This window comes from Opitutaceae bacterium, from assembly GCA_041395105.1.
Lineage (GTDB): Bacteria > Verrucomicrobiota > Verrucomicrobiia > Opitutales > Opitutaceae > B12-G4.
In genome coordinates this window covers 259222-286050 of the sequence record JAWLBB010000004.1, presented here as the reverse complement: position 1 = coordinate 286050, position 26829 = coordinate 259222, and the positions used below count along the sequence as shown (strand labels likewise).

Sequence of the window (26829 nt, the reverse complement as noted above, 5' to 3'; positions counted from 1 at the left end):
AGGACTGAAGAAACGCATAGGATCCTAATTGACCGTTCCGGAAACCCAATCCTCCATCCTGCCCCGATGAATCGATTCCCTATTGCCGGCTCTGCCCTGATCTCAACGCTCTTCACCTGCGCCCTTTTCAGTCAAGCGACCGTCCAGGAGGAGATCGCGGATCAGGCGATCGAAAAAGGGCGTTACCTCGCTTTCGGTGTCGCCATGTGCGTCGACTGCCACACCCCGAAAATGAGCAACGACTTGCTCGACTCCACCCGGCTCTTGATGGGGACTGAGATCCGTACGACACCGCTCGAGCCGGTTGCCGATTGGGCCGCCTACGCCCCGGCGATTGCCGGCCTGCCCAACTATTCGGTGGACGAGGTGGTTGAAGTCCTGACCACAGGGACCATCGGTAATACCTATCTCCGCCCGCCCATGCCGGTCTATCGGATGAACGAAGAGGACGCCCGCGCCATCGCTCTCTATCTCAAGTCGCTGGCCCCGGGTCAGGAAGAGCTGAATTGACGCCCTCTCACCCCGGACGGCCACCCGCGGACAACCACCCGGGACTCCGCCGGCAACAACTCCCGCAGGGACTGCCGTTCTGCGACGATCTCCGCCCAAATGGCGCGAGTCGGTTGACACCCCCGAAGGGATGACGCAAATACTCGACTTCTTCCGAACCTTTTTCCGAACTCATCCCAAAGAATGGCCCCGACAATCCCAGACGCCCTCGAAGCCTGGTTTTCAGAATTGAAGGGATCCCTGACCGCCTTCTCCGGCGGAGTCGACTCAGCCCTTGTCCTTTTCCTTTCCCGGGAATTTCTCGGGGATCGCGGGATCGGTGTTATCGCGGATTCGCCCAGTCTCAAACGCGAAGATCTTGCGATAGCCCATCAATTCTGCCGGAGCCACGATATCACTCTGAGGGTGATCCATCCCCGGGAAATCGATGATCCCAATTACGCGGCCAACCCGGTGGATCGCTGCTTTCACTGCAAGAGCAACCTCTACACGGAACTCCATCATATCCGATCCGAGTATCCCGGCTACACCCTGCTCAACGGGACCAACGCCGATGATATCGGGGATTACCGGCCGGGCCTTAAAGCCGCCGAAGAGAACGCCATCCGTTCGCCCCTGGCGGACTGCGGTCTCACCAAGGCCGCCGTGCGCGAACTGGCCCGGGCACTCGGTCTGGAGGTCTGGGACAAACCGGCCAGCCCCTGCCTCAGTTCCCGAATCCCCTACGGCCAGCCCGTCACGGTGGAGAAACTGACGCGCATCGAGAACGCGGAAACGATTCTCGCCGGACTGGGCTTCAAACAGGTTCGTGTCCGGCACTTTGATTCGACCGCCCGGATCGAGGTGCCCGCGGTTGATCTCCATCGGCTGGAAGAAGCCCTGCCGCAGATCACTTCCGCCTTCGCAGACCTCGGTTTCACCGCAGTCGAAATGGACGCCGAAGGACTCGTCTCGGGCAAACTCAATCGGGCCATCGGCCGGGCCTGACCGACCTCCACCAGAAGCATTCCGCATGGAAAATCTGAATCTGGACTTTGACCGCGAGAGCCGACTCGGCTTCCCCGAGGTTGTTTACGGCGCGTCCAAGTCGCTGGAGACCCTCGAGGTGATCCTGCGACAACATGCCGAAGTCGAAAAAAACGCCTTCGTCACCCGGCTTCAGCCGGAAAAGGCCTCCGCCCTCATGGAGTCCTTCTCCGGTTCCACCTACGATCCGGTCTCAGGCGCCTTCCTCCTCCACCAGCATGATCTCTCCTCCCGGAAGAAATCCGTCGGCATCATCTCCGCCGGCACCTCGGATGAGTTTGTCGTCAATGAGGCCTACTACACACTGAACTACCTGGGAGTGGCGGCCGCCCGCATCAACGACATCGGGGTGGCCGGTATCCATAGACTGATGACACGCCTTAAGGAACTGCGGACCTTCCGCGTCCTCATCGTCGCGGCCGGTTTCGAAGGCGCCCTGCCCAGCGTGATCGGCGGGCTGCTTGCACAGCCGATCATCGCAGTGCCGACCAGCATAGGCTACGGCGTCGCCTCCGACGGACGAACCGCCCTTCACGCCATGCTCGCCAGCTGCGCCAACGGGATCACCGTGACCAATATCGACAACGGCTACGGTGCGGCCATCGCTGCCTTCCGCATCCTCCGACTCCTCAAATGAGCACTCTCTACCTCGAACCCTTTTCCGGCGCCTCCGGCGACATGTTTCTCGGGGCCCTCGCGTCGCTGACCGATGCCCATGACGAACTCCTGAGCCTGCCGGACAAGCTTCACCTTCCTGACGGCAAGGTGGAAATCCGCGACGTCATCAAGAACGGGATTTCCTGCCGCCAGGTCAGGGTGATCGACCTCAGCCAGACCCCCAAGAGCACCGCAGAAGACGAAAAGGACCACCATCACCACCAGCACGATCACGGTGAGGGTCACAGCCATGACCACGATCATGACCACGAAGGGGAACGCGGGCATCATCATGGGCACTCCCACGATCACGATCACGAACATGGGCATTCTCACGAGCATGGGGCGCATCGGCATCTTTCCGACATTCTCGAACTGATCGATCACGCCCACATCAGCAAACGGGCCAAGACGATCGCTCACGACATCTTTCACCTGATCGGCGAAGCGGAGGCCCACATCCACGATATACCGATCGAGACCATTCACTTCCACGAGATCAGCGGAGTGGATTCCATAATCGACATTGTCGGGACCGCCGTCCTCCTCGATCGCCTCGGCGTCACCAGGACCTACTGCGATCCGATCTGCACCGGATTCGGAATGGTCCGGACCCAGCACGGCATCCTCCCGGTTCCCGCCCCCGCCACCGCCGAATTGCTGAGCGGAATGCCCTCCTACAAAGGAAGGGAGGAAGGCGAGCGGATCACCCCCACCGGAGCGGCCATCATTCGCTACCTCGACCCGGACTTCAATCCACCCGCCCTCACCGTTGATACAATTGCCTACGGTTGCGGGGAAAAGGATTTTCAGAGCGCCAACGTTATTCGGGTATCGTTGGTCACCGAGCAACCCGGGAGCGAACGCCTTTTCGTGGTCGAAACCAATGTCGACGACACCCCGGCAGAATATCTGGGAGACCGGTTCCAGGCCGATCTAATGGCCGCCGGCGCCATCGATTTCCAGCTGGCCCCGGTCCAGATGAAAAAGGGCCGGGCCGGAGTCTGCCTCTCCGTCCTCGTGACCGAAGAGAAGCTCAATGTGGTGAGCGACTTTCTCCTCGAGGAGACCACCACGATCGGGGTCCGCTACCACCCGGTGGAGCGTCGGATCCTTCCGAGAAGGGCGGTCCAGATCGACACCGACCACGGTCCGGTTCCTGCCAAGGAAGTCACCACCCCGTCCGGAGCCAGACGATGGAAGTTCGAGTACGACGCCCTCTACGAATACAGTCGGAAAGCCGGCCGGTCCGTTGAGCAGGCCCGAAGCGATCTTGTGCAACGTCCAGAGGTCCAGTCTATTGCAGATTCGCATCTGCCCTGAGATTGTCTGGTGATCCGCCGCCGGATTGCTTCGACGCATTGCCCTGGGAATCAAAGAGGCCAATGAAGTCGGCACAGTGTTCGTTCTAGGGCGAACGGATTCAATGCCGTTCGCCGGATCACGGTCAGTTCCTGCTTTGCTCTCGGGCCCGCTTCGGCCATCATGGCCGGATGACACGACACGAGCGTTGTCTGGCCGCGATCGAGGGACGTCAGGTCGACCGGCCGCCCCGCTATATTCCGGCCATCGCCTGCGAGGTTTCCTCGCGGATTCTCGGTCGGCCGGTTCATACCGGGACCGGGTCTCTCCACTACGCCGAGACCCTGGCCCTGGCAAGAGGGGGTGCCGCCCACGCCGACTTCGTCGACGCCCTCTTCCACGATCTGGCAGAGCTCGGCCGGGCCCTCGATATCGATGTCTACCGGATGCCCTGGCGCCAGACGGTCAAACCGACCCGCCAGCTCGCCGAACATTCGTTTCTGTTTGGCGACCCGGACGGCGATCACGAGATTCACGCCTACATGCCGGAGACCGGTGACTTCGGGATCGCCAGATCCATTCGCGCCAATCCCCTCGCCGACCCGATCGAAACGCTAAGGGCCAAGGTCGAAGCCGGCGAAGCCCGCCTCGCCGATGGCGAACTCGCCAGAGTGGAATTGAATCCCGATCATCGCCGCATCTGCGAAGCCTATGGAGATGAGTTCTTCATCCCCTGCAACGGAGGTGAGATCTCCGTCGGGTATGATGAAGACATGCTCATGGCCATGATCACCCATCCCGACCTCGTGCGTCGCTACCTCATGCTTCAGGCCGAAAGAGGCCTGGCCCTGGGTCGGGCTCTGGCCAATTCACCCTACCCCAAGGTTCTCCTCGGTGGCGGTGACATGGCGGGGAACGACGGTCCTTTCTTTTCACCCGAGTCATTTCGGCAGGTCCACCTACCGGCCCTCAAATACATGGTGGATGGTCTCACCGATCTGGGCATCCACTATGTCTTTCGAACCGACGGCAACCTCTGGTCGGTCGCCGACATGATTTTCCGCGAGGCGGCCTGCCCGGGTTACGGCGAAGTTGATCGCGACGCCGGCATGACCACCATTAAGGTGCGGCAGGCCTATCCGGACCTTGTTCTCTGGAACAACCTGTCCTGCCCCAGGATCCAACTGAATTCCCCCGAGTGGGTCCGCGAGGAATCGCGGCGCTGTATTGCGGAATCCGGAGGCACCCGCTATTTTCATGGCAGTTCCAATGCCCTTATCATGGGCACACCCGTCGCCAACGTCGAGGCACTGTTCTCGGACTGAGGATCCCCGGCGGGAATCGACCGGAAGACGGTCCCAAGCGGATATCACGATTCAGATACGACCGCTATTTCGATTGACCCGGATGACCGACGAATCGACCGTCATGCCATCGCCCCCAAAGGGCTCTTCGGTCAATTGTCGCCCGTCTGATCACCCATGAATACCCTCATCAGCCTGCTCGGCATGGTTGTTCTCCTCGGCATCGGCTTTGCCTTTTCACGAAACCGCGGCTCGATCCGGATCCGCACCGTCCTGGGCGCCTTCCTCATCCAATTCCTCATCGGCGGCATCGTCCTCTTTGTCCCCGTCGGCAAGACCGCCCTCGCTTTCCTTTCCGCAGGTGTTCAAAAAGTGATCGATTCGTCCAACGCCGGCATATCCTTCATGCTGGGAGGCCTGGTCAGCGACACCATGTATGAAGTCTTCGGGGGATTCGGCTTCGTATTCGCGTTCAGGGTACTCCCGATCATCATCTTCTTTTCCTCGCTCATCGCGGTCCTCTACCACCTCAGGGTGATGCAATGGGTGGTCCGGACGATCGGCGGCGCCCTCCATTTCACGCTTGGCACCAGCCGGACAGAATCCCTCTCGGCCGCCGCCAATATCTTCGTCGGCCAGACCGAGGCTCCGCTCGTGGTGCGGCCCTATATTCCCAGCATGACCCAGTCCGAACTCTTTGCGGTCATGTGCGGCGGACTCGCCTCGATCGCGGGTTCGGTCATGGCCGGCTACGCCGGGATGGGCGTCGAGTTGCGCTTCCTCCTCGCCGCTTCCTTCATGGCCGCCCCCGGCGGGCTGCTCTTCGCCAAGCTGATGCATCCGGAGACCGGCCGGCCCGAAGACGGCACCATCAACAGGACGGACGATGACGACAAACCGGTCAATATCTTCGATGCCGCCGCGACCGGCGCGGCCAGCGGACTTAAGTTGGCGGCCAACGTCGGCGCCATGCTTCTCGCCTTCATCAGCCTGATCGCGTTGATCAACCTGATGATCGGAGGTGTCGGGGGATGGCTCGGACTGCCCGAACTCAGCCTCCAGCAGATTCTCGGAGTCCTTTTTGCCCCGCTTTCCTGGATCATCGGCGTTCCCTGGCATGAAGCCATCGATGCCGGGCGTCTGGTCGGCCAGAAGGTCATTCTCAACGAGTTCGTCGCCTACGCCGACTTTGTGCAGATCAAGGATGCCCTGACCCCGCGCACCCAGGCCATCATGACCTTCGCGCTCTGCGGCTTCGCCAATCTTTCCTCCATTGCCATCCTTCTCGGAGGTCTCGGAGGGATGGCCCCGAACCGGCGCCACGACATCGCGCGCATGGGCCTGAAAGCGGTCCTCGCCGCCTCTCTTTCCAACCTCATGAGTGCCACCATCGCCGGGTTCTTTCTCTCTCTGGCCAATTGACCCGCATGACTTTCCTGCCCCAAGAAATCATCCGGAAAAAAAGGGACCGGCTGACGCTGACCAACGACGAAATCCGCCAGTTCGCCTTCGGTATCGCCGACGGCTCGGTCACCGACGGCCAGGTAGCCGCGTTCGGCATGGCCGTTCTCTTCAACGGCATGACCCTTGACGAGCGGATATCCCTGACTCTCGCCATGCGCGACTCCGGCGATGTCCTCGATTGGAGCGACCTCGACCTGCCCGGACCCATCCTCGACAAGCACTCGACCGGAGGCGTCGGCGACACCGTCTCCCTCATGCTGGGACCCATGATCGCCGCCTGCGGCGGCTTTGTCCCCATGATTTCCGGACGGCGCCTGGGCCACACCGGCGGAACCCTCGACAAATTCGAGTCCATTCCCGGATACAACTCGCGACCGTCCAACAAGGTGTTCCGCGAAACCGTCCGCTCCGTCGGGGTCGCCATCATCGGTCAGACCAACCGCCTGACCCCGGCCGATCGGCGATTCTACGCCATTCGCGACGTGACCGCGACCGTCGAATCCATCGACCTGATCACCGCCTCAATCCTCGCGAAGAAACTGGCCGCCGGCCTCGATGCCCTCGTCATGGACGTGAAATCCGGCAACGGCGCATTCATGCCCACCCCGGAATCGTCCCGCGAGCTGGCTGAATGCATCGCCCGCGTGGCCAACGGCGCAGGAACCCGCACATCTTCGCTGCTCACCGACATGAACCAGTCCCTCGCCCCGTCCGCGGGCAATGCCCTTGAGGTCCAGGTGGCCATCGACTACCTAACCGGAAAGGACCGGCCCGAGCGACTCGATCGGGTTGTCCGCGCCCTCGGATCCGAGCTCCTGATCCTCGGCCGCCTGGCCTCCACCGTTGAGCAGGCCGAAAAGAAGCTCGCGACCGCCCTGACTTCGGGAAAGGCAGCCGAGATTTTCGGGCGGATGGTGGCCGCCCTGGGCGGCCCAACCGACCTCGTGGAGAATCCAACAAGACACCTGCCCCAGGCGCGGATCGTCCATCCGGTGTATCCGGAAGTGGGTGGTTTCGTCACCGGAATGAATACCCGGGAAGTCGGACTGATCGTGCTTCGCCTCGGTGGCACCCGACCCAACGCCATTGTCAGCATCGATCACTCCGTCGGCCTGTCCCGGATCGCCCGGATCGGCGACGCCGTCGGACCCGACCGCCCCGTTGCCCTCATCCATGCCTCCAATGAAGACGACGCAGCCGGCGCGGCGGCCGCCCTTCGCACCGCCATCGCCGTCGGCCCCGATCAACCACCCGACAGCGCAGTGGTCATTGACCGGATCACCGGCGCCCAACCTTGACGGCCGCGACCTCACCGCCTCTCTCTGCCCTGCCATGATTTCCCATTCCGACCGAGCTCGCCTCCTGATGGCGGCCGCCGAAGCCCGCGCGAGAGCCTACGCACCCTACTCCGATTTCCGCGTGGGTGCATCCGTGTTCACTGATAACGGACAGCTGTTCACGGGCTGCAATATTGAAAATGCCTCCTACGGGTTGACGATCTGCGCCGAAAGGACCGCCATCTTCAAAGCCGTATCGGAAGGCTGCACCACAATCACCGCCTTGGCCGTCTGCCTCGAAGGCGGCGGCAGTCCCTGCGGCGCCTGCCGACAGGTCATTCACGAGTTCGCCCCGGGAATCCCTGTCTTCATCGGGGACCCCGATGGAAATCTGGTTTCAGAAACGACCCTCGACCAGCTCCTCCCCGACGCCTTCGGCCCGAAGAACCTGGGACGGTAACCCCGGCCGGTCCGTCCACTATCATCCGCCCGCCGCCTATCGTCCTCTCTGCCGCATCGCGGCACGCTTCACCCCCAAAGCCTCCCGGGATATTTCCCGCAAGCGATCAAGGCACTGATCGCAGTCTTTGTCGCTTCAAGATCCTCCCGGTAGGTGACTCCGAACCAGGTCTCATCGGTCGGTAGAACGCGGACCGTCGCCTCGCCCGTCGAAACCAGATCGTTGATGGCCTCCGGGAGATAGAACTCACCATTGTTCGCCCCACGACCCGCGTCCAGAAAGGATCGGAAACGTTCCTCGAGTCGCGCAAAAACGTCGGGTCCAAAGCCCCACATGTTCATCGAGACGATTTCGTCTCCGGATAACGGATGCACACCTCCGGCGGCATCTTCATAGCCGATGCCCTTCGATCCTCCCCTAATACTGGTCCGCTCCGTCACCGTCTGCAGGAATCCCCCGGAATCCACAGCACAAACCCCCCGGGACACGGCACCGGCCTCGGATAGAGTCCGCCGCAAGGGGAAACCCACCAGGGCATAGACTCCCGGAAACCCATCGGACTTCCCCAGAAAACCCCCGAGTGCCGCGAACGACCCGGCACCGTAGAAATCATCAGCATTGATCACCGCGAACGGACCGGACACCTTCCCGGAGGCCGCCAGTGCTGCATGGCCCGTTCCCCAGGGCTTGGTTCGATTGGCCGGAACGGAATGTCCATCCGGCAATCTATCGAGACTCTGGTAGGCATAAGCCACCGGCAGGTGCCGGGCCAGGCGATCTCCGATTGCCCGGCGAAACTCGGATTCATTTTCCTCCCGGATCACGATGACAAGGCGGCTGAAGCCCGCCCGAATGGCATCAAAAACCGAATAGTCGATGATCAGCTCCCCGCTGGGCCCCACCGGCTGGACCTGTTTGAGTCCCCCAAACCGGCTGCCCATCCCGGCCGCAAGGATCACGAGTGTCAGTTCGTTCGCCATATCCAGTGGCCATAATTGGGGAGTTCCGAACGGCGACGAGGAAAAAGAACCCCGATTGTTCGACTAAACGATTGTTACGTCTCGGTGACGCCTATCCGGATGGCTTTACTTCCATCGGCGTCAGGTCTCTATGCCCCACTGTAGGCTGTCCTCATGTGATGAAAGTCGTCGTTCAGTCAAACCAATCCACTCCCCGCCCAACAGCACTAATCCATCTCTGCGACATGCTTCAGCACCCTTAAGACAGCGTCTTCGGCATGCATGCCATCCTGACCTCCCACGGCTCGACCGGCGATATCTATCCCATGATCGGGCTCGGTGTGGCCCTTCAGAATGCGGGTCACCAAGCCAGCTTCGCCACCAGCCCTCCCTTCAGAGCCGAAATCGAGGCCGCGGGCCTCAACTACCTCCAGATCCCTCCGCTCTGGAGCCAGGCCAACCTCGCCTACTGGATGGGTGTTCTTCAAAGTCACTCCACCCCCCTGATGCAGTTGCGCGCGCTCTACCGGGCGGCCCGGCCCCACATTTCCTCCCTGATCGACGAGATGGACCGCCATCTGCAGACTGCCGACGCTCTCATTTCCTCCTATCTCTTCCCGATGAACCGGGCCCTGGCCGAAAGGCACGGCCTCCCCTTTGCCACCTTCGCCTTTGCCCACAACACGGTGCCCTCCCGCTACCATCCGCCCGAGGGCCTGCCGCGACTCCGGTTCATGCCGGGTCCGATCCAACAGTCGTGGAACCGGACCTGCTGGCGACTGGGCAATCTCCTTGTCGATACCGTCATCAATCAGACCATCGCCCGCGAGCTCAAGGCACGGGGTCTGCCCCAGGTCCGGGATTTCTTCAGCAAGCCGGCCGACCTCGTCCTTCTCGGTGTATCCAAGGGGTTGATGCACCCTCCGTTCAAACTGAATCCACGGTTCCGCTTTGTCGGTTACTCCCGCTGGCAAGCATCGCACAGTGGTAAGCTGGAGTCGGAAATCCTGGCTTTCACCCGAGGGGGAAAGGTCCCGATTCTGACCTTCGGAAGCATGGTCTACGATCGCCCGGGGCGATGGATGGGAAGACTCGTGAACAACTGGCCGAGCGAGCGCAAACTGATCATCCAGGAGGGATGGGGTCGATTGAAGCCGCCCCCCGGCCACCCCAACCTCTTTTCCATCGGACCCTGCTCCCACGATCAACTCTTCTCCCATGCCTCCGTCGTCATCCATCACGGCGGAGCCGGCACCACCGCCTCCGTCCTCCATGCCGGCCGCCCGCATATCGTGGTCCCTCACATCGCCGATCAGCATTTCTTCTCCGGTGAGGTAAAACGACTCGGTGTGGGCCACCGGATACGAAAATCGCGGTGGCCCGAGTTGCTCCACCAGACCGTTCAGCAGATCGAGCAGGATCCTTCGCTGGCGGAACGTGTCGCCGACGCCCGCCGAATCCTCCAGAACGAGGATGGCCCCGGCGAAGCGGTCAGGGAAATCGAGGCATTCGTCGCGCGTCAGTCCTCCGGTGATTCGCCGGCGGCATCCAGGCGCTTCTTCGCTTCGACATAGACATCCGGCGCGAGCGCGCCCTTTGAGGCTATCCGGACATTCTCGGTCAGATGCTCCGGCTTCATCGTCCCGACGATCGTCGTATGGCAATGGGGATGGCTCAGCGTGAACCGAAGCAGAAACGCCGTCCGGCTTTCTCCTTCGCCGCGCAGTTCATCCAGACCTGCCTTTTCAAACGTCACCCACTTGTCCGCGCCACCCAGACCCGCTCCCGGTTCGCCCCTCGCCACACCCCCGCGGATGATGACTCCCGCTCCGGCCTCCCCGGCCTTCGTGATCAGGTTTTCATGCCGGCGCTCAAACGCCGAGTAGGGGATCTGAAACACGTCGAACGCCCCCCAGGAAATATAGGTGCCCAGGTGAGGCGAAGTCGACGAGCATCCGATATGTCGAACCACACCCGCGGCCTTGAGCTCCTTCAGGATGTCGACCAGCCCCTCCTCTTCGCAGGTCTCCACGTCGGGATTGTGCAACTGAAGGACATCCACGTAATCCGTCCTCATCTTCTGCAGCGATTCGGAGATGTTCCGCATCAGGTTGCTCCGTGTGAAGAAATGCGGCGTTTCATCGTGGTCACCGGCAAACTGCACATGGCACCCGCACTTGGTCGCCAGGTAAAAACGATCCCGCAGATCCTTCAGGTGCAGTCCGATGTAGAGCTCGCTCAAACCATAGTCGTTGGCCGTATCGATGAAATTGATCCCCGATTCGACCACCGCCCGAAGAATCGTCCGGGCCTGATCATCCGAGCAGGGCCTGCCGCCCCAGATGCGGGTGCCCCGCACCTCCATTGCACCATAGCCGAGTTGAGTGACTTCGAGGCCGGTCCGGCCGAGGATTTTCCTGGGAAGCGTGTTCATGACGAACAGACTTACCCGAGTAACACCAAGTGTTCAAGCCATTGAATGGAGTTCCAAGCCCGGCCCTTCCAAATAGGTCGTATCGGACGCCGTCAGGCCGTCCACATCAAGACCCGTCCGGAACCGATCAACCATCTGGCCCGCCTTGCCCATTCCTCCGGGAAATTGCAGAACCCAACCCGCGCCGACCCTCCCGGATTTTGTAACGTATTATGTTACAAACAGGCGGAGCCCACCGGACGGGATCGCCGACTCCGCAGGTGGACCTTCCTCTTGCTTCGTGTTCCTTAGTGTTCCTTCGCGCCCTTCGGGGATCCAGAGCCCCTTGCTGCGCAGATGTTCTCCGCAGGGTTCGAGTCGACTCTGCCGATGGGAACGGATTCGACGGTTGACCGCAGTCGGCGGTTGAGTCGGCCCGGGCCTTGCACCATTGTTTGGGCATCATGACCAAGCGTGAGGTCATCAAGACCGTCCTTGCCGGGAACCCTCCCCCCTATGTGCCCTGGTCGTTTGGCTTCACCCGGGAAGCCCACCAGCGTCTGGTCGGTCACTATGGCACCGATGATCTGGAACCGGTTCTCCACAACCACCTTCTCGGGCTCGGCAACGGGATCGGTTTCTTCAAGGACATCGGCCATGACCGGGTCGAGGACGTCTTCGGCGTGGTCTGGGACCGGACGATCGACAAGGACATCGGCAACGTGGAGAACCCGCAACTGACGGAACCCACCCTGGCGGGCTATTCGTTCCCCGATCCCCATTCACCGATCTTTTTCAGTGACATTCCCGACAAGCTTGCCCGATACCCGGACCGCTTCCGGGTCTTCAATATCGGCTTCTCCCTCTACGAACGGGCTTGGACCCTGCGGGGGATGGAGAACCTGATGATGGACTTCATCGAAAACCCTGGGTTCGTTCACAACCTGCTTCACGCCATCACCGACTACAATATCGCGCAGGTTGAAAAGGCCCTCGAATACGATATCGACGCCGTCTACTTCGGTGATGACTGGGGCCAGCAACACGGACTGCAGATGGGACCGGCACTCTGGACCGAGTTTATCCGACCGCATCTCCAGCGCATGTACGGCCGCGTCCGGGAGTCTGGAAAGTATGTCTTCATTCACTCCTGCGGGGATGTCGACGAACTCTTTGACGACCTGATCGAACTCGGAGTGAACTGCTTCAACCCATTCCAGCCTGAGGTCATGGACGTACCCGCACTGATGCGGCAATACCGGGGCCGTCTGACCTTTCATGGCGGTCTTTCCACCCAGCACACCCTGCCCTATGGAACTCCCGACGAGGTCCGGGCGGAGACGCAACGGCTGATTGATCTCGGCCGATCGGGTAACTATATCCTCTCTCCGGCCCACGCGGTTGAGGGTGATGTGCCGCTGGAGAACATGCTCGCCTTCATTGAAGAAGCGCTGAACCAGCCGGGAAGCCCCCATGCGTCCCCGGTGGCCGCTTTCCGGCACCAGGCATAGGAGGCATGATTTGAGTCACGAATCCGGCGATCGCCCATCGATCCACTCATGGAGTCGGCATCGGATCGCCCGGACAACGGAGGCTGTCCTGTCTTCGGCCCTGAACCGATACCCACGCGAAGCTCGCGGTCTGGCAGAGATTCATCTCGGACTGCGAGCCGACCTGCCCGATCCGAATTCATTGACTCCACAAGTCCGGAGCCAGCTGCACACCGTGAGAGATGCCCGCGATGCCTTTGAGGGATTCCGCGATGGGGACCGCGTCACGTTGATCGGGAACACACCACGCGGTCTGCTCCACGCGGCTTACGCATTCGAGGAGCAGCTCGAATTCGAAAAGACGATTCCCGCCAACTGGCACCAGCACGGACGTTTCCAGGTCAATCAACGGTTCTTTCATCCCCGATTCGACGCCTGGCCGGGCGAGCGGGCCGACATCGGCTTTATCAGTCGGCTTGGCGCGTCCCATTGTCTGATCAGTCACGACTGGCAGGGCAGCCGCCGCCACCTCCAGGGTTACGTGACCAGCCCGATTTTCCCCGACGCGATTGACCCCCATGAAGTCGCTGAGAACCAGGCAGGACTGCGCCGCCTGGTTGAAGACTGCCGGGATCATGGGCTCGATTGCGCCCTATGGCTTACCGAACTTCCCTGCCAGGGTGGCCCCTGGGTAGCCGACGCGGATCGGCAGGTCTGGCTGGAGAGATACCCGGCCGAAGTCCTCAGCGATTCCGGGACCTACCAGGGCAAGGTCCTTTGCTTCTCCCATCCCCGGGTGCAGGCCTTCTACCGCGACCTGATCGAGCGATTCTTTTCCACATTTCCGGAGATCGAGACACTCTTCCTCTTCGGGATGGATTCCGGAGGAGCCTTCTGTGACCCGGAGCGCTGTCCGCGTTGCCGCGGCCTGAGTCGGTTCGACCAGCGTGACCGTCTGATCCGGTTTCTCATCGACGAAGGAAACCGCGTCCGGCCCGGCCTGCGGATCCTGACCACCGGATGGCACTGGGAGCGCTACCCCGAGGAATTCCTCGAGCGCCAGGCCCGACTGCCCGCGGCCAGCGGCGTTTTCCTGGCCGCCGAGTGTGACGGCTGGCAGGCCGAGCGGCAGAACCACGGTTTCCTGCGTTCGGTCCGCGACGTCTGCCGCGAACGGGGCCAACTCTTCATCGGCTACGACAATTTCCATCTCGGCGATGACGCAACCCATCTCTGGGGCATCGATATTCAGGACTTTCCCCTCGGTATCGGAGCCAAGATGGCCCGATGGCACGATCTGGAGGTCGACGGCGTATTCGACCACTGGGGCACCTGCAACCGGATGATTCCGGCCAACTCGATCGCCTGCCGCGAATTCTTTCTCGATCCCCGGGCGAACCCGGAGCAAGTCGGCCAGCGGATCGCCATCCGGCAGTATGGTCCCGAAGCGGGCCGTCTCGCGTTTCAAGCCTGGAAAGCCATCGAGGAGGCACACCGGATTCTGTCGGACAGCTGCACCTGGTGCCCCGGTCAATGGCCGGGCTGGTATGCCGGCAAAGGCGACGCCCCCCTCCCCGATTTTCTGTCCGGGCAATCCGGGATACTCGAAGCAACTCGCCTCGTGCCCAAGACAACCGTCGGATTCACCTACAACGAAGGAACACTGGCCGATTGCCTGGAACGGGTCGGCAATGGATGGCACCTCGCGGTGCCTCACCTAGCCGAGGCGTGCCGCCAGCTCGATGCGGCCATGGCGGTGGCGGACCCGGAGGTCCCGGTTGGATACGCCTTCTGGTGGACAGGTGAAGCGGCTTCCCCAAGGCGGCGGGAACACCTTGCCCGGCACAAGCTCTACGTGGAATTCACGATGACCCTGGGCCGGGAAATCGGTATCCATTTTTCCCTGCACGCCGCGTTCGAGCGTCTGGGACGGGATGCGAATGCCTACCTCGCCAATGCCACCCGGCACCTCCAGGACGACCTGGACGCCTGCCGCGCAGTCGTTGCGCTCATTGAAGAGTCGATGGCCGGCTTTCCCGAAATGACAGAGTCCCCGCCTGCAAGATGGCGCGAGGCCTATCTGCGCAAGATCCGCCGGCTCGAGGAAAGGTGCTTGGTTGACGGACTCGAAGGGTAACCATTCGGGCTTCGGTTGTACTTCCCGACACCAACGTGATGGGCCGGGACAGGTCGAAGGCGCGCCAACGTGGATTCGCGGCAAGAGACTGCCGCGGCTACATCCCGTGATTCATCCTGAACACCTCTTGTCATTGCCGTTCGGGCTAAGCCTCATTCTCAGCTCGAGAAATCCATCCCGTCGACGCACTCATGACACCGTCCGTCGACCGGTGATTCATCCGGGCTAACGGAAAAGCAGAACCGGGATGTGACAGGTGCGGATGAGCGAAGTGGTCGTGCTCCCGATGATCAATCGGCGAATGACCGAGTGGCCGTAGGCGCCCATGACCAGCAGGTCGATCTTCAGCGCCTCGACCCGTTCCCGGATGACGTCGTCTGCATCACCCGGCCGGAGATCCGCGGTCACGGTGAAGCCGGCGCCGCGAAGTCCGGTGGCAGCATGCTCGAGGTCCCGGGCGAGCGGGCTTCCCGGTTTGCCTGCGGCGACCAGATGAGCGTCCGCCCCCTTAAGCAGCGGCGTCGAGGCGGCGTAATGCACGGCCTTGAGGGCACTGGGCCCGCCGTCAAAGGCGATCATGAAGCGCTCGACCGGCTTGAATTCCCGCGAAGCGACCAGCAGGGGAATCCGCGCGCTCCGGACCACCCGTTCGAGATTGCTCCCCAGATGGCCCTTGGCCAGGCCCGAGTTTTCGCCCCGCTTCCCGATCACGACAAGAGCTGCATTCGCCTCGAACTCATCGAGCGTCTCGACAAGGGAACCGTGCCGCTGGGTGGTCGAAATGCGGGAAACCCCGGCTGCCTTGAGTTGTCCGACCGCATCCTCCAGGACGGCCTTGCCCCTGAGGCGTGCCACCCGGGCGTGAGCCTCGTCAAGACGGACCAGCTCCTCCATCAGCTCAACGCTGGCATCGAAGCCCAGCTTGCCGGTCAGATCGGCCGGCGGACCGGCTTCCTCTCTTTCGATGACGTGCAGGACGAGGACCTGGGCATCTGTCCGGGTCGCGACCCAGGCCGCATACTGATAGATGCTGTTGGCGTAGGGCGAACCGTCGGTGCAGGCAAGAATGGTCGACATGGTATTCAGATGGGTCGGGTGTAGCTCAGGGCCTCAAGGTCAATGCTCCAACATCCGCTCGAGAGCATCAGGTTTATCGTGCACGCCGAGACGGTCGACGATAGTGGCGGTGGCTTCGTTCATTCCCAGAACCTCGACTTCAGCACCTTCACGGCGGAACTTCAGGACGACCTTGTCCAGCGCGCCCACCGAAGTGAGATCCCAGAAGTGGGCGTGGGACACGTCGATGACCACTTTGGAAAGTACCTCGCGGAAGTCAAACGCAGCCACGAAGGAGGCGGACGAAACAAAAAAGACCTGACCGTGGGCCGTGTAGGTGCGGCACTCGCCGGATGGATCGAGGGTGCTGGTCACCCGTATGACCTGAGCCACCTTCCGGGCAAAGAAGAGGGAACTGAGCAAAACGCCCACACAGACGCCAATCGCCAGGTTGTGCGTCCAGACCACCACGGCAACCGTCGCGATCATGACCAGGCTGGTTGTTCTGGGATGAACCCGCAGGTTGCGAAAGGAGGCCCAGTTGAAGGTCCCGATCGAGACCATGACCATGACCGCCACCAGGGCGGGCATCGGGATCTGTTTGACCCAGGGCCCGAAGACCACGCAGAGGACGATCAGGACGACCCCCGCGATCAAGGTCGAAAGGCGCGTGCGTCCACCGGATTTCACATTGATGACGGACTGGCCGATCATCGCGCAACCCGCCATGCCGCCGAAAAGACCGGATACGATATTGGCGATACCCTGTCCCCCGGCCTCCCGGTTCTTCTCGCTGCCGGTGTCGGTAAGGTCATCAACAATCTGTGCGGTCAGGAGGGATTCCAGTAACCCGACAACAGCGAGACTCAGCGAAGTCGGGAAGATGATGGCGAGGGTCTCCAGATTGAGCGGCACCGTGGGCCAACCAAACGTCGGTAGAGCCGAGGGCAGTTCGCCGAGGTCACCCACCCGCCGGACATCCAGATTGAACACCATCGCCACGGCCGTCAGCACGAGGATGCAGATCAGCGGTGAGGGAACCACCCGGGTCAGCCTCGGCAGGAGGTAGATGATGGCCAGACCGGCACCAAGGAGGGCAAAACTGATCCAACTCACCCCTTCCACCCGCCAATCGAGTTCGGGCAACTGGGCCAGAAAGATGAGGATGGCGAGGGCGTTGACGAAGCCGGTGAGAACCGACTTCGAAACAAACCGCATGATATCGCCCACCTTCAACAGACTGAGTCCGATCTGGATCACGCCGGTCAGGAGGGTGGCTGCAAAGAGGTACTGCAGCCCGTGATCCCGTACCAGGTTGACCATGACGAGAGCCATCGCCCCGGTCGCGGCAGAGATCATCCCGGGCCGTCCTCCGACAAAGGCAATGACCACCGCAATGATGAATGAGGCGTAGAGCCCCACCTTTGGATCGACTCCCGCGATGATGGAAAAGGCGATGGCCTCCGGGATGAGGGCGAGAGCGACCACGAGGCCGGCGAGGATGTCTCCACGTGGATTGGCAAACCACTGGGAGAATAGATTCTTTGAAATCACAGTTACAGGAGGACGTAATTGGGCGGTTGACCGAAGGCTGCGGCCGAGCGCAGTCCGGGCGACATAACCCGAAGTGTCGAGGTTTTATCCCATCCCGTCGAATCCGGCCCGTTTGCGGGTGTAGCCACTTCGCTGTGTCGAAGTGTTGCGCCAAACCGGGTGAACGCCGGCACAGCAGCGTTGCGACACTGTCCTGCCCGGGTCCGCCTAAATCTGCTCGGTGTGACCCGTCGATTCCGACGGGGGCTGCAGGGGAGCCGGTCCATCGCGCAACTCCGGATGCCTGATCCGGCCTCCGGCGTATCCGATCCACGCACCGCCTGCAATCGAGAGACAGGCCAGGGCCAGGGTCGCCCAGGTGGCGCCACGAGCGAATCCCGGGACGATCGGCCGCATGACCATGGCGACCACCGCGACAAACGCCGTCACGTAATACAGGTAGATCGGCACCTCGGCGCGCGATTCGTGTTCCTTCAGCCAGGCCCTGCTTTCCTTGTCCAGGGCGTCCTCCAGCCGGTGTTCGGCGCCCTCTCCCGATTCGTAGACGAAATAGGCCGAGCCCGAGGTCAGCGCAATCAGCAGCAACCCGATGGTCACGCTGCCCTGGCCCTTGAAGATGAGCCCGAGGACAAGAGCAACAACGGCCACTGCCAATCCGAGGATCGGCAGGGAATGCAGAAACACATGAACGTATTCCGGCTGGTCAAGGATCGACATGATTGTCCCATAATCGACCTTGGGCGCCCGCTGTAAAGCCCCGCAAATGGTCGGTAATGAGATAGTTCCTGTTTCCGGCCTCGCACCGGGGACCCAAATGAGTCACCTTGACGAAACATCACATTTGACGGAATCAGATCCGAAATCGAGCCATGACCCCGAAATTCAAAGAACATCTGGAAAAGGAACTGGCAGGAATCCGCGAGGCCGGTCTGTTCAAGGTCGAGCGTCTGATCGACTCTCCCCAGCAGGCCCATATCCGTCTCAAAGACGGGCGCCGCGTCCTTAATTTCTGCGCCAACAACTACCTGGGCCTGGCTGATCACCCTGAAGTGGTCGCGGCCGCGCGCCAAGCCCTCGATCGCTGGGGCTACGGCATGGCGTCGGTCCGGTTCATCTGCGGCACCCAGACCCTCCACAAGGAACTCGAGGCGAGATTGTCCCGCTTTCTGGGAACCGGGGACACGATTCTCTACCCTTCCTGCTTTGATGCCAACGGGGGGCTGTTTGAGACCCTCCTTGGCCCGGAAGACGCCGTCATCAGCGACGAATTGAATCACGCCAGTATCATCGACGGCATTCGACTCTGCCGGGCCCAACGCCACCGCTACCGGAACAACGATATGGCCGACCTCGAAGCTCGCCTCAGGGAGACCTCAGGCGCCCGCCACCGCCTGATCGCCACCGACGGCGTCTTCTCAATGGACGGCACCATCGCCAACCTCAAGGGCATCTGCGACCTGGCTGACAAATACGGCGCCCAGGTCATGGTCGACGACTGTCACGCCGCCGGTTTTCTCGGTGAACGGGGTCGCGGCACCCCGGAATACTGTGGTGTGCAGGGACGGGTCGATATCCTGACCGGCACCCTCGGCAAGGCTCTCGGCGGCGCCAGTGGCGGCTATACCAGCGGAGCACAACCGATCATCGACCTGCTCCGGCAACGTTCACGCCCCTACCTCTTTTCCAACACCGTCGCTCCAACCATCGTGGCGGCGTCCATCAAGACTCTCGATCTCCTTGAAGCCTCGACTGAACTGCGGGACCGGCTGGCCGACAATACGGTGTTCTACCGCGAGGAGCTGGCAAAGTCGGGGCTGACGATCAAACCCGGCACCCACCCGATCGTCGCCATCATGATCGGCGATGCCGTCCGGGCGCAGGAGATGGCCCGACGACTCCTTGACGAAGGCATCTACGTCACCGGGTTCTTCTTCCCGGTCGTGCCGCAGGGTACCGCCCGAATCCGCACCCAGGTCTCGGCCGCCCACACCCGGGAGGATCTCACCCATGCCGTGGGTGCTTTCACCAAGGTCGGCCGGGAACTTGGCTTGGTCACCTGAATCGTCAGGCCCTTCAGGTTCTGCCCTGTTGCCGCCACGCTCCCTGTCCCGGCATAGCTCCGTGTAGACGGACGTCGCGTCTTCCAACCCGCGGAAAACGCGCCGAAAAAGCGGCGCGGCGGCTACTCCCCGGGGGGATTTGTGCCATCGACCATCCCCCTTTTCTGCTCGATTCCCTGGAAGAATTGGGGAAACTCGCCCCAGATGACCGACCGGGATCCCCCCTCCTTCTTTTCGCCGGCCCAGCGCAAATTGATCGGTTTTGCCGCGGGCATGGCCGCGTTCCTCGCGATCGCCGCTCTGCTGGTCTTCATTTTCATGGTCCTCTCACGGCTGGTCGGACTCTTCTCCGGTGTGCTCTGGCCGCTGGCGGTGGCTGGCATTGTCGCCATGATTTTGCGTCCCCTGGCCGGGTTCTTTGAACGAAAACTGCGGATCAGCCGGGTGATGAGCGTGATCATCCTCTATTTCCTGATCACGATCGTTCTCGGAGGCGTTCTTCTGGCCATTGTTCCCGCCATGGTCAGTCAGATCATCGATCTGATCCAATCCCTGCCGGAGATGTGGCGCTCGGCCTCGGATTTCTTCGTCCTCCATTACCCGGCATGGGCCGAGTCGTTCCAGCACCAGATGGAGAATGAGACGATCCGCAACATCGTCGATGGAGCCTTTGAGAAGGTCCGGGAAGTGGCCCTGGCCTCGCTCCCACGCCTCCTTGCCGCCGGCGGTCAGGTTCTCGGCGTCTTCGGTGCGGCCGCCGGGCTCGCCATCATTCCCGTTTACCTCTTCTTCTTCCTCCAATCCGACGAGGATCCCACCAAGGATCTCGCGGATTATCTGCCCTTCCTCAAAGAGAGCACCCGGGAAGATGTGGTTTTCCTCGTGCGTGAATTCATCGGCATCGTGGTTTCCTTTTTCCGCGGTCAACTCCTCATCGGCTTTATCATGGGAGTGCTGCTGGCCCTCGGCTTCACCCTCGCCGGACTCAAGTTCGGCATCCTGATGGGCATGATCATCGGAATCCTCAATATCATCCCCTATCTCGGCACCATCCTCGGCCTCTCCGCCGCCCTGCCGACAGCCTTCTTCCAACCCGGCGGCAGCCTGGTCCTGGTCGGGATCACCCTCGGTGTCTTTGTCATCGTCCAGATCATCGAAGGTTACCTGCTCACTCCGAAGATCATGGGCAAACAGACCGGGTTGCATCCGGTGACCATCATCATCGCCATCTTTTTCTGGGGCACCGCACTCGGGGGCATCCTCGGCATGGTGCTCGCCATCCCTCTGACCGCCTTTGTCGTTACGGCCTGGCGTCTGGCCAAGCGGAAGTATTTCACCAGTATGGCGTGATTGACGCCCCGGCTCTTTCCGCAACAATCTCTGCCAACCCCATTTCCTCCCATGGATCGTTTCACAGACTTCGGCATCCTGCTCCTCCGTATCACCCTCGGCTCCATGATGGCTTGGCACGGCTTCCCCAAGTTCATCGGCGGCGTGCCGCTCTGGACTGAAATCGGAGGGGCCATGTCTGGGATCGGCGTGGACATCTATCCCGTCTTTTTCGGCTTTTGTGCGGCCATCACCGAATTCTTTGGAGGAATCGCCCTCGTCACCGGTCTCTTCACCAGGGTGGTCGCTCTCTTCCTGGCCTTCACCATGGCCGTTGCGGCGGTAATGCACTTCAATTCCGGTGACGGCCTCCAGGGCGCCTCCCATGCGATCGAACTGGGTGCCGTCTTCCTCTCCCTCATCTTCATCGGCCCGGGCCGCTACAGCGTCGACCGCCGCCTGAGCTGATTGTGGGAAGTTGAACATAAGGGAGGCATCTTCCTCCCGCAGATCGGTTGGCACCTCGACAGCCGCTACCCGAAGGCGCGATCCTTTGTCTCACACGCCCATTTCGATCATCTGGCGCGCCACTCGCTCATCCTCTGCTCCGAGCAGACCCGTGCCCTGATGGCCAAGCGGCAGCCGGGCGAAAAGCAGGTCGTCGCCCTCCCGTTCGGCCAGTCTCATCGGCTCCCGGACGGAACCGAATTCGCACTCCACCCGGCCGGCCACATCCTCGGGTCGGCCCAGCTCGAGGCAAGAAACGAACACGGCACCTTTCTCTATACCGGCGACTTCAAGCTGCGCCCCGGCCTGGCGGCTGAACGCTGCGCGACCCCCCGGGCGGACACCCTCGTCATGGAGACCACCTACGGCGTGCCCAGATACCGCTTTCCCCCCTTTGAGGAGGTGGCTGCGGCCATGGTCACCTTCTGTCACCAGGCCCTCAACGACCGGGTCACGCCTGTTCTTTTCGGGTACAGTCTCGGCAAGGCCCAGGAGATCCTCAGTGCCCTCCACCGGGTCGAGGCCCCCATCATGCTCCATCCGCAGGTTGAAAAGATGACCCGGGTCTACGAACACGCTGGATTCGAGTTCCCTCTCTACAGTCGATTCGACGAGGCCTGCGTGAATGGAAACATCCTGATCTGCCCGCCCCAAACCACCAAAAGCGCCTGGTTTCAGAACCTGGAGAAGCGGCGGACCGCCACCGTGACCGGCTGGGCCCTCGACCCGGCGACCCGCTACCGGAGCGGGTGCGACGAGGTCTTTCCCCTGTCCGATCACGCGGACTTCGATGATCTCCTCACCTTCGTCGAAAGGGTCAACCCGACCCGGGTCTATACCGTCCACGGCTTCGCCGAAGCCTTCGCCCAGACCCTCCGCGCCCGGGGAATCGAGGCCTGGGCCCTCGGCCGGGACAATCAACTCGAGCTCATGCTCTGAATGCTGACCGAGCCGCCACCCACCGAGCATCCCGCCTTCCGTTCTTCCGTTCTTCCTGTTATCCCTCTTCACCATTCATCACTCTTCCTCTTTCCTGAATGACCAAGCGCCTATTTCTCCTCGACGGCATGGCCCTGGCCTACCGCGCCCATTTCGCCTTCATCAACCGTCCGATCTTCAACTCGAAGGGGATGAACACCTCGGCCCTCTTCGGTTTCACCGCCACCCTGATCGATCTGATCCTGCGGGAAAACCCGAGCCACCTCGCCATCGTCTTCGACACCCCCGCCCCGACCGAGCGCCATATCGAATACCCCGCCTACAAAGCCCACCGTGAAGAGATGCCCGAGGACCTCAGCGCCGCCCTGCCCCACCTCTCGCGGGTCGCCGAAGCCTTCGGGATTCCCGTCCTCAAGATGGACGGCTACGAGGCCGACGATCTCATCGGCACCCTCGCCACGCGGGCCGCCCTGGAGGATTTCGTCACCTACATGGTCACCCCCGACAAGGACTTCGGGCAGCTGGTCGACGAGAAGATCCTCGTTTACCGTCCTTCCTACAAGGGCGACGCGCCCGAGATCCTCGACACGGAGGCAGTCTGCGCCAAGTGGGGCATCCAACGGACTTCCCAGGTCATCGACGTTCTCGGTCTGGCCGGGGATACCGCCGACAATATCCCGGGCGTTCCGGGAATCGGCCCGAAGACCGCCCAGAAGCTGCTCAGCCAGTTCGATTCCCTGGAAGGCATCCTGACCCACCTCGACCAGCTGAAGGGCAAGCAGCAGGAGAACCTTCGCGAACACGCCGACCAGGCACGCCTCTCTGCCCGACTTGCCACCATCAATCGAAACGCACCCATCGATACCCGGCCCGAGTCATTGATCCTTCATCCGCTCAACAAGGAAGTCCTCCAGGCGCTCTTCTCCGAGTTCGAGTTTCGCTCACTCGGACGCCGCCTCTTCGGCGACGAATTCCAGCTCGAAATGACCGAGGCTTCCAATGAAATCGAACCCTCGAAGGCCAGCGGAAGCGATCAACTGGAGCTGCTGGAAACCACCCCTTTCAAGACGATCGCCGATGTCCCCCACCACTACCATCGGGTCGTCGATGCAGCCGGACGCAGGAAGCTCGCCGCTTCACTCAAGGCGCAGCCCAGGTTCTGCTTCGATACCGAGACGACCGACCTCAACGTCCGCCGGGCCGACCTCCTCGGTCTCGCACTTTCATGGAAGAAGGGCGAAGCCTGGTATGTGCAATTCGATCGCAATCCGGAAGCGGCCCGCGAAGAGCTCAATGATTTCCGCGAGGCCCTGACTGACCCCGCGATCACCAAGATCGGCCACAACCTCAAGTACGACCTGGCCGTCCTCAAGCGTCACGGACTCGAGGTGGCCGATCCCCTCTTTGACACCATGCTGGCCCACGCCCTCATCGAGCCCGAACAGCGTCACGGCATGGACTTCCTCGCGGAAACCGTTCTCGAGTACCGGACCATCCACTTGGATTCGCTCCTCCAAGACGGTGCCGGCGGCAAGCGGACCATGGATCAGATCCCTCCGGAGCAATTGGCCGAATACTCGGCCGAGGATGCGGACATCACCTGGCAGCTGAGTGAGATCTTCCTGCCGCAGATTCGGGAGAAGGAACAGGAGCGGGTCTTTTTCGAGATCGAGGCCCCCCTCATTCCCGTCCTTGTCGACATGGAGGAGGCCGGCATCGCCCTCGATACCCGGGTGCTCAACGAATACAGCGAACAACTCGGCGACCGCATCCGTTCCATCGAGGCCTCCATCGTCGAAATGGTGGGCCACGAGTTCAACCTCAACAGCCCCAAGCAACTGGGCGAAATCCTCTTCGACGAGCTCAAGCTGGCCGACAAACCGAAGAAGACCCGGACCGGCCAGTACGCGACCAACGAACAGACCCTCGCCTCCCTCGCCTCGAAGCACCCGGTGGTCCAGGCGATTCTCGACTACCGGATGCTGGTCAAGCTCAAGGGCACCTACGTCGATACCCTGCCCGCCGCCGTCGACCCCGAGACCGGTCGCGTCCATTCCCACTTTGGCCAGCTCCATACCGTGACCGGGCGCCTCCAGTCCAATTCCCCCAACCTGCAGAATATCCCCGTCCGCTCGGAGGAAGGTCGCGAAATCCGCAAGGCCTTTGTCGCCGGAGCCCCCGACCGGGTTCTGCTTTCGGCCGACTATTCCCAGATCGAGCTGCGCATCATCGCCGCCCTCAGCCAGGACCCCGGCATGCTCGAAGCCTTCCGCCTTGGCCTCGACATCCACACCGCCACCGCATCTCGTATCTATAGTGTGGATACATCTGAGGTCACCCGCGAGATGCGCTCCAAGGCCAAGATGGTCAATTTCGGCATCCCCTACGGCATCTCGCCGTTCGGGCTGGCCCAACGCCTCGGCATCGGCCGGGCCGAGGCCGGGGAATTGATCGACCAGTATTTCGCCCAGTTTTCCGGGGTGCAGGCCTATATCGACCAGACCCTCTCAAAAGCGCGAGAACGGGGCTACGTCGAGACCATCACGGGGCGGCGCCGCATCCTGCGCGACATCAATTCCGGGAACGGAACCGTCCGCTCGGCCGCCGAGCGCAACGCCATCAACATGCCGATCCAGGGCACGGCGGCCGACATGATCAAGATCGCCATGGCCCGGATCCGGAAAAGCCTCCGCCAGGCCGGCCTGCAGACCCGCCTCCTTCTCCAGGTCCACGACGAACTGGTCTTCGAAGTGCCCGAGAGCGAAGTGGACCAAGTGAAGCCCCTCATCACCGAAGCGATGGTTCATGCCCTCGAACTCCCCGTTCCCATCGTGGTCGAAACCGGCACCGGGAAGAACTGGCTGGAAGCGCATTGAAAAGAAAGCGAACTCTCCGCTCTGTGGTGATGAAGCCCGCCTACCCGGGTTGACCGCAGTCCGGGTCAATCCCCGACGGACGGTCGTGCTTCCGGCTCTGTGCGACTACGCCGTGACAAGCCTGCGCGACCGTGGAGGACGAAGCACCCGGATTCCCCGTGCGGCAGGCCCGCAGCAGGGGTCTAGCACTCGTGAACAGAACGGCCAGCGCCAGCGAGGAATTGATTGATGAAGGCAATAACGGATTCGAAAGAAGGATGCGTTCGAGAACCTGTCCCCAACCGGCAGGGCCAACCCAGACCGGCGTCAGCGGGTCCGTTTGGATCAGCCTCCCTGCCCTGTCGTCACCAAGCCTCGTTGTAGAGGTCAACGATCTGTTCCGCAGTCGGAACCACCGGGTTATTCAGAGGACTGCCTGATGCTAGAGCATCTGCCGCCATCTTCTTCAGAGCTCCGCGAAAACGCGCTTCATCCAGTTTCGGAAAATCGCGCAGACGTGGGATCTGCAGTCTCCGGTTAAGCGCTTCCAAGCCGGACACGAGAGAGTTCGCCGCTACCTCGTCGGTCTCGCCCAATCGGGCCCAACCGAGCGTGCGTGCCACTGTGGCGTAGCGCACCCGAGCGCCACCAACAGAGAACCGGGTCACCGTCGGGAGCAGCATGGCATTGGAAATGCCGTGAGGCACATGAAATAGAGCTCCAATGGGTCGGCTCATACCGTGCACAAGGGCAACACTGCTGTTTGCGAAGGCCATACCACCCTGGGTCGCGGCCATCATCATGCCCTCACGTGCAGTGCGGTTGTCCGCCTCCCGCCAAGCGGCTTCAAGATGCTCACCGACCAATCTGATACAGGAAAGGGCCACCGGGTCGGTCAGCGGCGTCGCGAGTTGGGAAACATAGGCTTCGATTCCGTGCGTGAGAGTATCCACCCCGACCGCAGCAGTAAGCGCGGCCGGCATGCTCAGCGTCAGCTCAAAATCCACAATCGCGACCGCCGGCAGGAGATGCGAATCTAGCATCATCATCTTCACGTCACGCTTCGTATCGGTGATGACTGCAACCTTGGTCACCTCGCTGCCAGTGCCGGCGGTCGTGGGAATGGCAAAAAGCGGCAGACCAGCATTCCGCACCTGGTGGCGGCCCATAAAGCGGGCGAGCGGCGGAGGATTCGTCGGGAGGATGGCAATCACCTTAGCACAATCGATGGGACTGCCGCCGCCGAGTGCAACCAAAGCCTGCGCTCCGCATGCCTGAAGGCAATCGAAACCGGCCAGCACATTGTCCTCACTGGGATCGGGCTGAACGTCGGCAAAGACCTCAACGGCTATGCCGACCTCTGTCAGGTCGGCGACGAGACGCGAGACCAGGCCACTGGATACCATGAAGGAATCAGTAACCACCAGCACACGGTTCAGATTTCGACGCACCAGCTGTGCAGCCAGTTCATGCATGGCACCCGCGCCAGTGACAATTGTGGATGGAATGTTGAATTGCGATACCATGATT

22 protein-coding genes are annotated in these 26829 nt (G+C 61.6%); 16 read left to right on the top strand and 6 right to left on the bottom strand.

Features of this window, described 5'->3' with window-relative positions:
• Positions 1-66 precede the first annotated feature (66 nt).
• From R3F07_14880 to cdd, 8 genes are all read left to right on the top strand, one after another.
• Complete coding sequence (locus R3F07_14880; GenBank protein MEZ5277662.1) at positions 67-510, top strand: cytochrome c; 444 nt, start codon at positions 67-69, stop codon at positions 508-510.
• A gap of 183 nt (positions 511-693) precedes the next feature.
• Positions 694-1497: an ATP-dependent sacrificial sulfur transferase LarE gene (gene larE / locus R3F07_14875; GenBank protein MEZ5277661.1), complete on the top strand. Its 804-nt coding sequence runs from the start codon at positions 694-696 to the stop codon at positions 1495-1497.
• Positions 1498-1522: 25 nt separating this feature from the next.
• Positions 1523-2173 (top strand): nickel pincer cofactor biosynthesis protein LarB, encoded by a 651-nt coding sequence (larB, locus tag R3F07_14870; protein ID MEZ5277660.1) that lies wholly within the window; start codon positions 1523-1525, stop codon positions 2171-2173.
• Positions 2170-3516 (top strand): nickel pincer cofactor biosynthesis protein LarC, encoded by a 1347-nt coding sequence (gene larC, locus R3F07_14865; GenBank protein MEZ5277659.1) that lies wholly within the window; start codon positions 2170-2172, stop codon positions 3514-3516. The genes larB and larC overlap by 4 nt, the downstream gene beginning before the upstream one ends.
• A 170-nt stretch (positions 3517-3686) precedes the next feature.
• Entirely contained in the window at positions 3687-4820 is a 1134-nt protein-coding gene (locus R3F07_14860; protein ID MEZ5277658.1) for a uroporphyrinogen decarboxylase family protein, read from the top strand.
• A 156-nt stretch (positions 4821-4976) separates the two neighbouring features.
• Positions 4977-6221, top strand: coding sequence for a NupC/NupG family nucleoside CNT transporter (locus R3F07_14855; protein ID MEZ5277657.1), 1245 nt, complete (start codon positions 4977-4979; stop codon positions 6219-6221).
• Between the two features lie 5 nt (positions 6222-6226).
• On the top strand, positions 6227-7561 hold the full coding sequence (deoA, locus tag R3F07_14850) for a thymidine phosphorylase (GenBank protein ID MEZ5277656.1): 1335 nt from the start codon (positions 6227-6229) through the stop codon (positions 7559-7561).
• A 34-nt stretch (positions 7562-7595) separates the two neighbouring features.
• Entirely contained in the window at positions 7596-8000 is a 405-nt protein-coding gene (cdd, locus tag R3F07_14845; GenBank protein ID MEZ5277655.1) for a cytidine deaminase, read from the top strand.
• Positions 8001-8068: 68 nt separating this feature from the next.
• Here the strand turns inward: cdd and R3F07_14840 are convergent, their stop codons facing one another.
• Positions 8069-8980, bottom strand: a complete 912-nt coding sequence (locus R3F07_14840) for an NTP transferase domain-containing protein (protein ID MEZ5277654.1) — start codon at positions 8978-8980, stop codon at positions 8069-8071.
• 257 nt (positions 8981-9237) lie between these two features.
• On the opposite strand from R3F07_14840, the gene R3F07_14835 reads away from it, so the two are divergent.
• Positions 9238-10533 (top strand): glycosyltransferase, encoded by a 1296-nt coding sequence (locus R3F07_14835; protein MEZ5277653.1) that lies wholly within the window; start codon positions 9238-9240, stop codon positions 10531-10533.
• Here R3F07_14835 and R3F07_14830 read toward each other — a convergent pair.
• Positions 10479-11393 (bottom strand): aldo/keto reductase, encoded by a 915-nt coding sequence (locus tag R3F07_14830; GenBank protein ID MEZ5277652.1) that lies wholly within the window; start codon positions 11391-11393, stop codon positions 10479-10481. The genes R3F07_14835 and R3F07_14830 overlap by 55 nt on opposite strands.
• Before the next feature lie 443 nt (positions 11394-11836).
• Here R3F07_14830 and R3F07_14825 point away from each other — a divergent pair, with 443 nt between their 5' ends.
• Together R3F07_14825 and R3F07_14820 are read left to right on the top strand one after the other, a co-directional pair.
• Positions 11837-12883, top strand: a complete 1047-nt coding sequence (locus R3F07_14825) for a uroporphyrinogen decarboxylase family protein (protein ID MEZ5277651.1) — start codon at positions 11837-11839, stop codon at positions 12881-12883.
• Positions 12884-13064: 181 nt separating this feature from the next.
• On the top strand, positions 13065-14999 hold the full coding sequence (locus R3F07_14820; GenBank protein ID MEZ5277650.1) for a hypothetical protein: 1935 nt from the start codon (positions 13065-13067) through the stop codon (positions 14997-14999).
• A 225-nt stretch (positions 15000-15224) separates the two neighbouring features.
• Here R3F07_14820 and R3F07_14815 read toward each other — a convergent pair whose 3' ends face one another.
• The 3 genes from R3F07_14815 to R3F07_14805 all read right to left on the bottom strand — a co-directional run bounded on the left by R3F07_14815 (position 15225) and on the right by R3F07_14805 (position 18326).
• Complete coding sequence (locus tag R3F07_14815; GenBank protein ID MEZ5277649.1) at positions 15225-16076, bottom strand: universal stress protein; 852 nt, start codon at positions 16074-16076, stop codon at positions 15225-15227.
• Positions 16077-16115: 39 nt separating this feature from the next.
• Complete coding sequence (locus tag R3F07_14810) at positions 16116-17609, bottom strand: SulP family inorganic anion transporter (protein ID MEZ5277648.1); 1494 nt, start codon at positions 17607-17609, stop codon at positions 16116-16118.
• A gap of 207 nt (positions 17610-17816) precedes the next feature.
• Complete coding sequence (locus R3F07_14805) at positions 17817-18326, bottom strand: hypothetical protein (protein MEZ5277647.1); 510 nt, start codon at positions 18324-18326, stop codon at positions 17817-17819.
• A gap of 152 nt (positions 18327-18478) precedes the next feature.
• On the opposite strand from R3F07_14805, the gene kbl reads away from it, so the two are divergent.
• The 5 genes from kbl to polA all read left to right on the top strand — a co-directional run bounded on the left by kbl (position 18479) and on the right by polA (position 25320).
• Positions 18479-19669: a glycine C-acetyltransferase gene (gene kbl, locus R3F07_14800; protein ID MEZ5277646.1), complete on the top strand. Its 1191-nt coding sequence runs from the start codon at positions 18479-18481 to the stop codon at positions 19667-19669.
• A 141-nt stretch (positions 19670-19810) separates the two neighbouring features.
• The gene (locus tag R3F07_14795; GenBank protein MEZ5277645.1) at positions 19811-21019 is read left to right on the top strand and encodes an AI-2E family transporter; all 1209 of its coding nucleotides are present in this window, start codon (positions 19811-19813) and stop codon (positions 21017-21019) included.
• Between the two features lie 51 nt (positions 21020-21070).
• Positions 21071-21466: a DoxX family protein gene (locus R3F07_14790; protein MEZ5277644.1), complete on the top strand. Its 396-nt coding sequence runs from the start codon at positions 21071-21073 to the stop codon at positions 21464-21466.
• Positions 21467-22444 (top strand): MBL fold metallo-hydrolase, encoded by a 978-nt coding sequence (locus R3F07_14785; protein ID MEZ5277643.1) that lies wholly within the window; start codon positions 21467-21469, stop codon positions 22442-22444.
• A 98-nt stretch (positions 22445-22542) separates the two neighbouring features.
• Positions 22543-25320, top strand: a complete 2778-nt coding sequence (polA, locus tag R3F07_14780) for a DNA polymerase I (GenBank protein MEZ5277642.1) — start codon at positions 22543-22545, stop codon at positions 25318-25320.
• Between the two features lie 344 nt (positions 25321-25664).
• Here the strand turns inward: polA and R3F07_14775 are convergent, their stop codons facing one another.
• Complete coding sequence (locus R3F07_14775; GenBank protein MEZ5277641.1) at positions 25665-26825, bottom strand: iron-containing alcohol dehydrogenase; 1161 nt, start codon at positions 26823-26825, stop codon at positions 25665-25667.
• Positions 26826-26829: the final 4 nt, after the last annotated feature.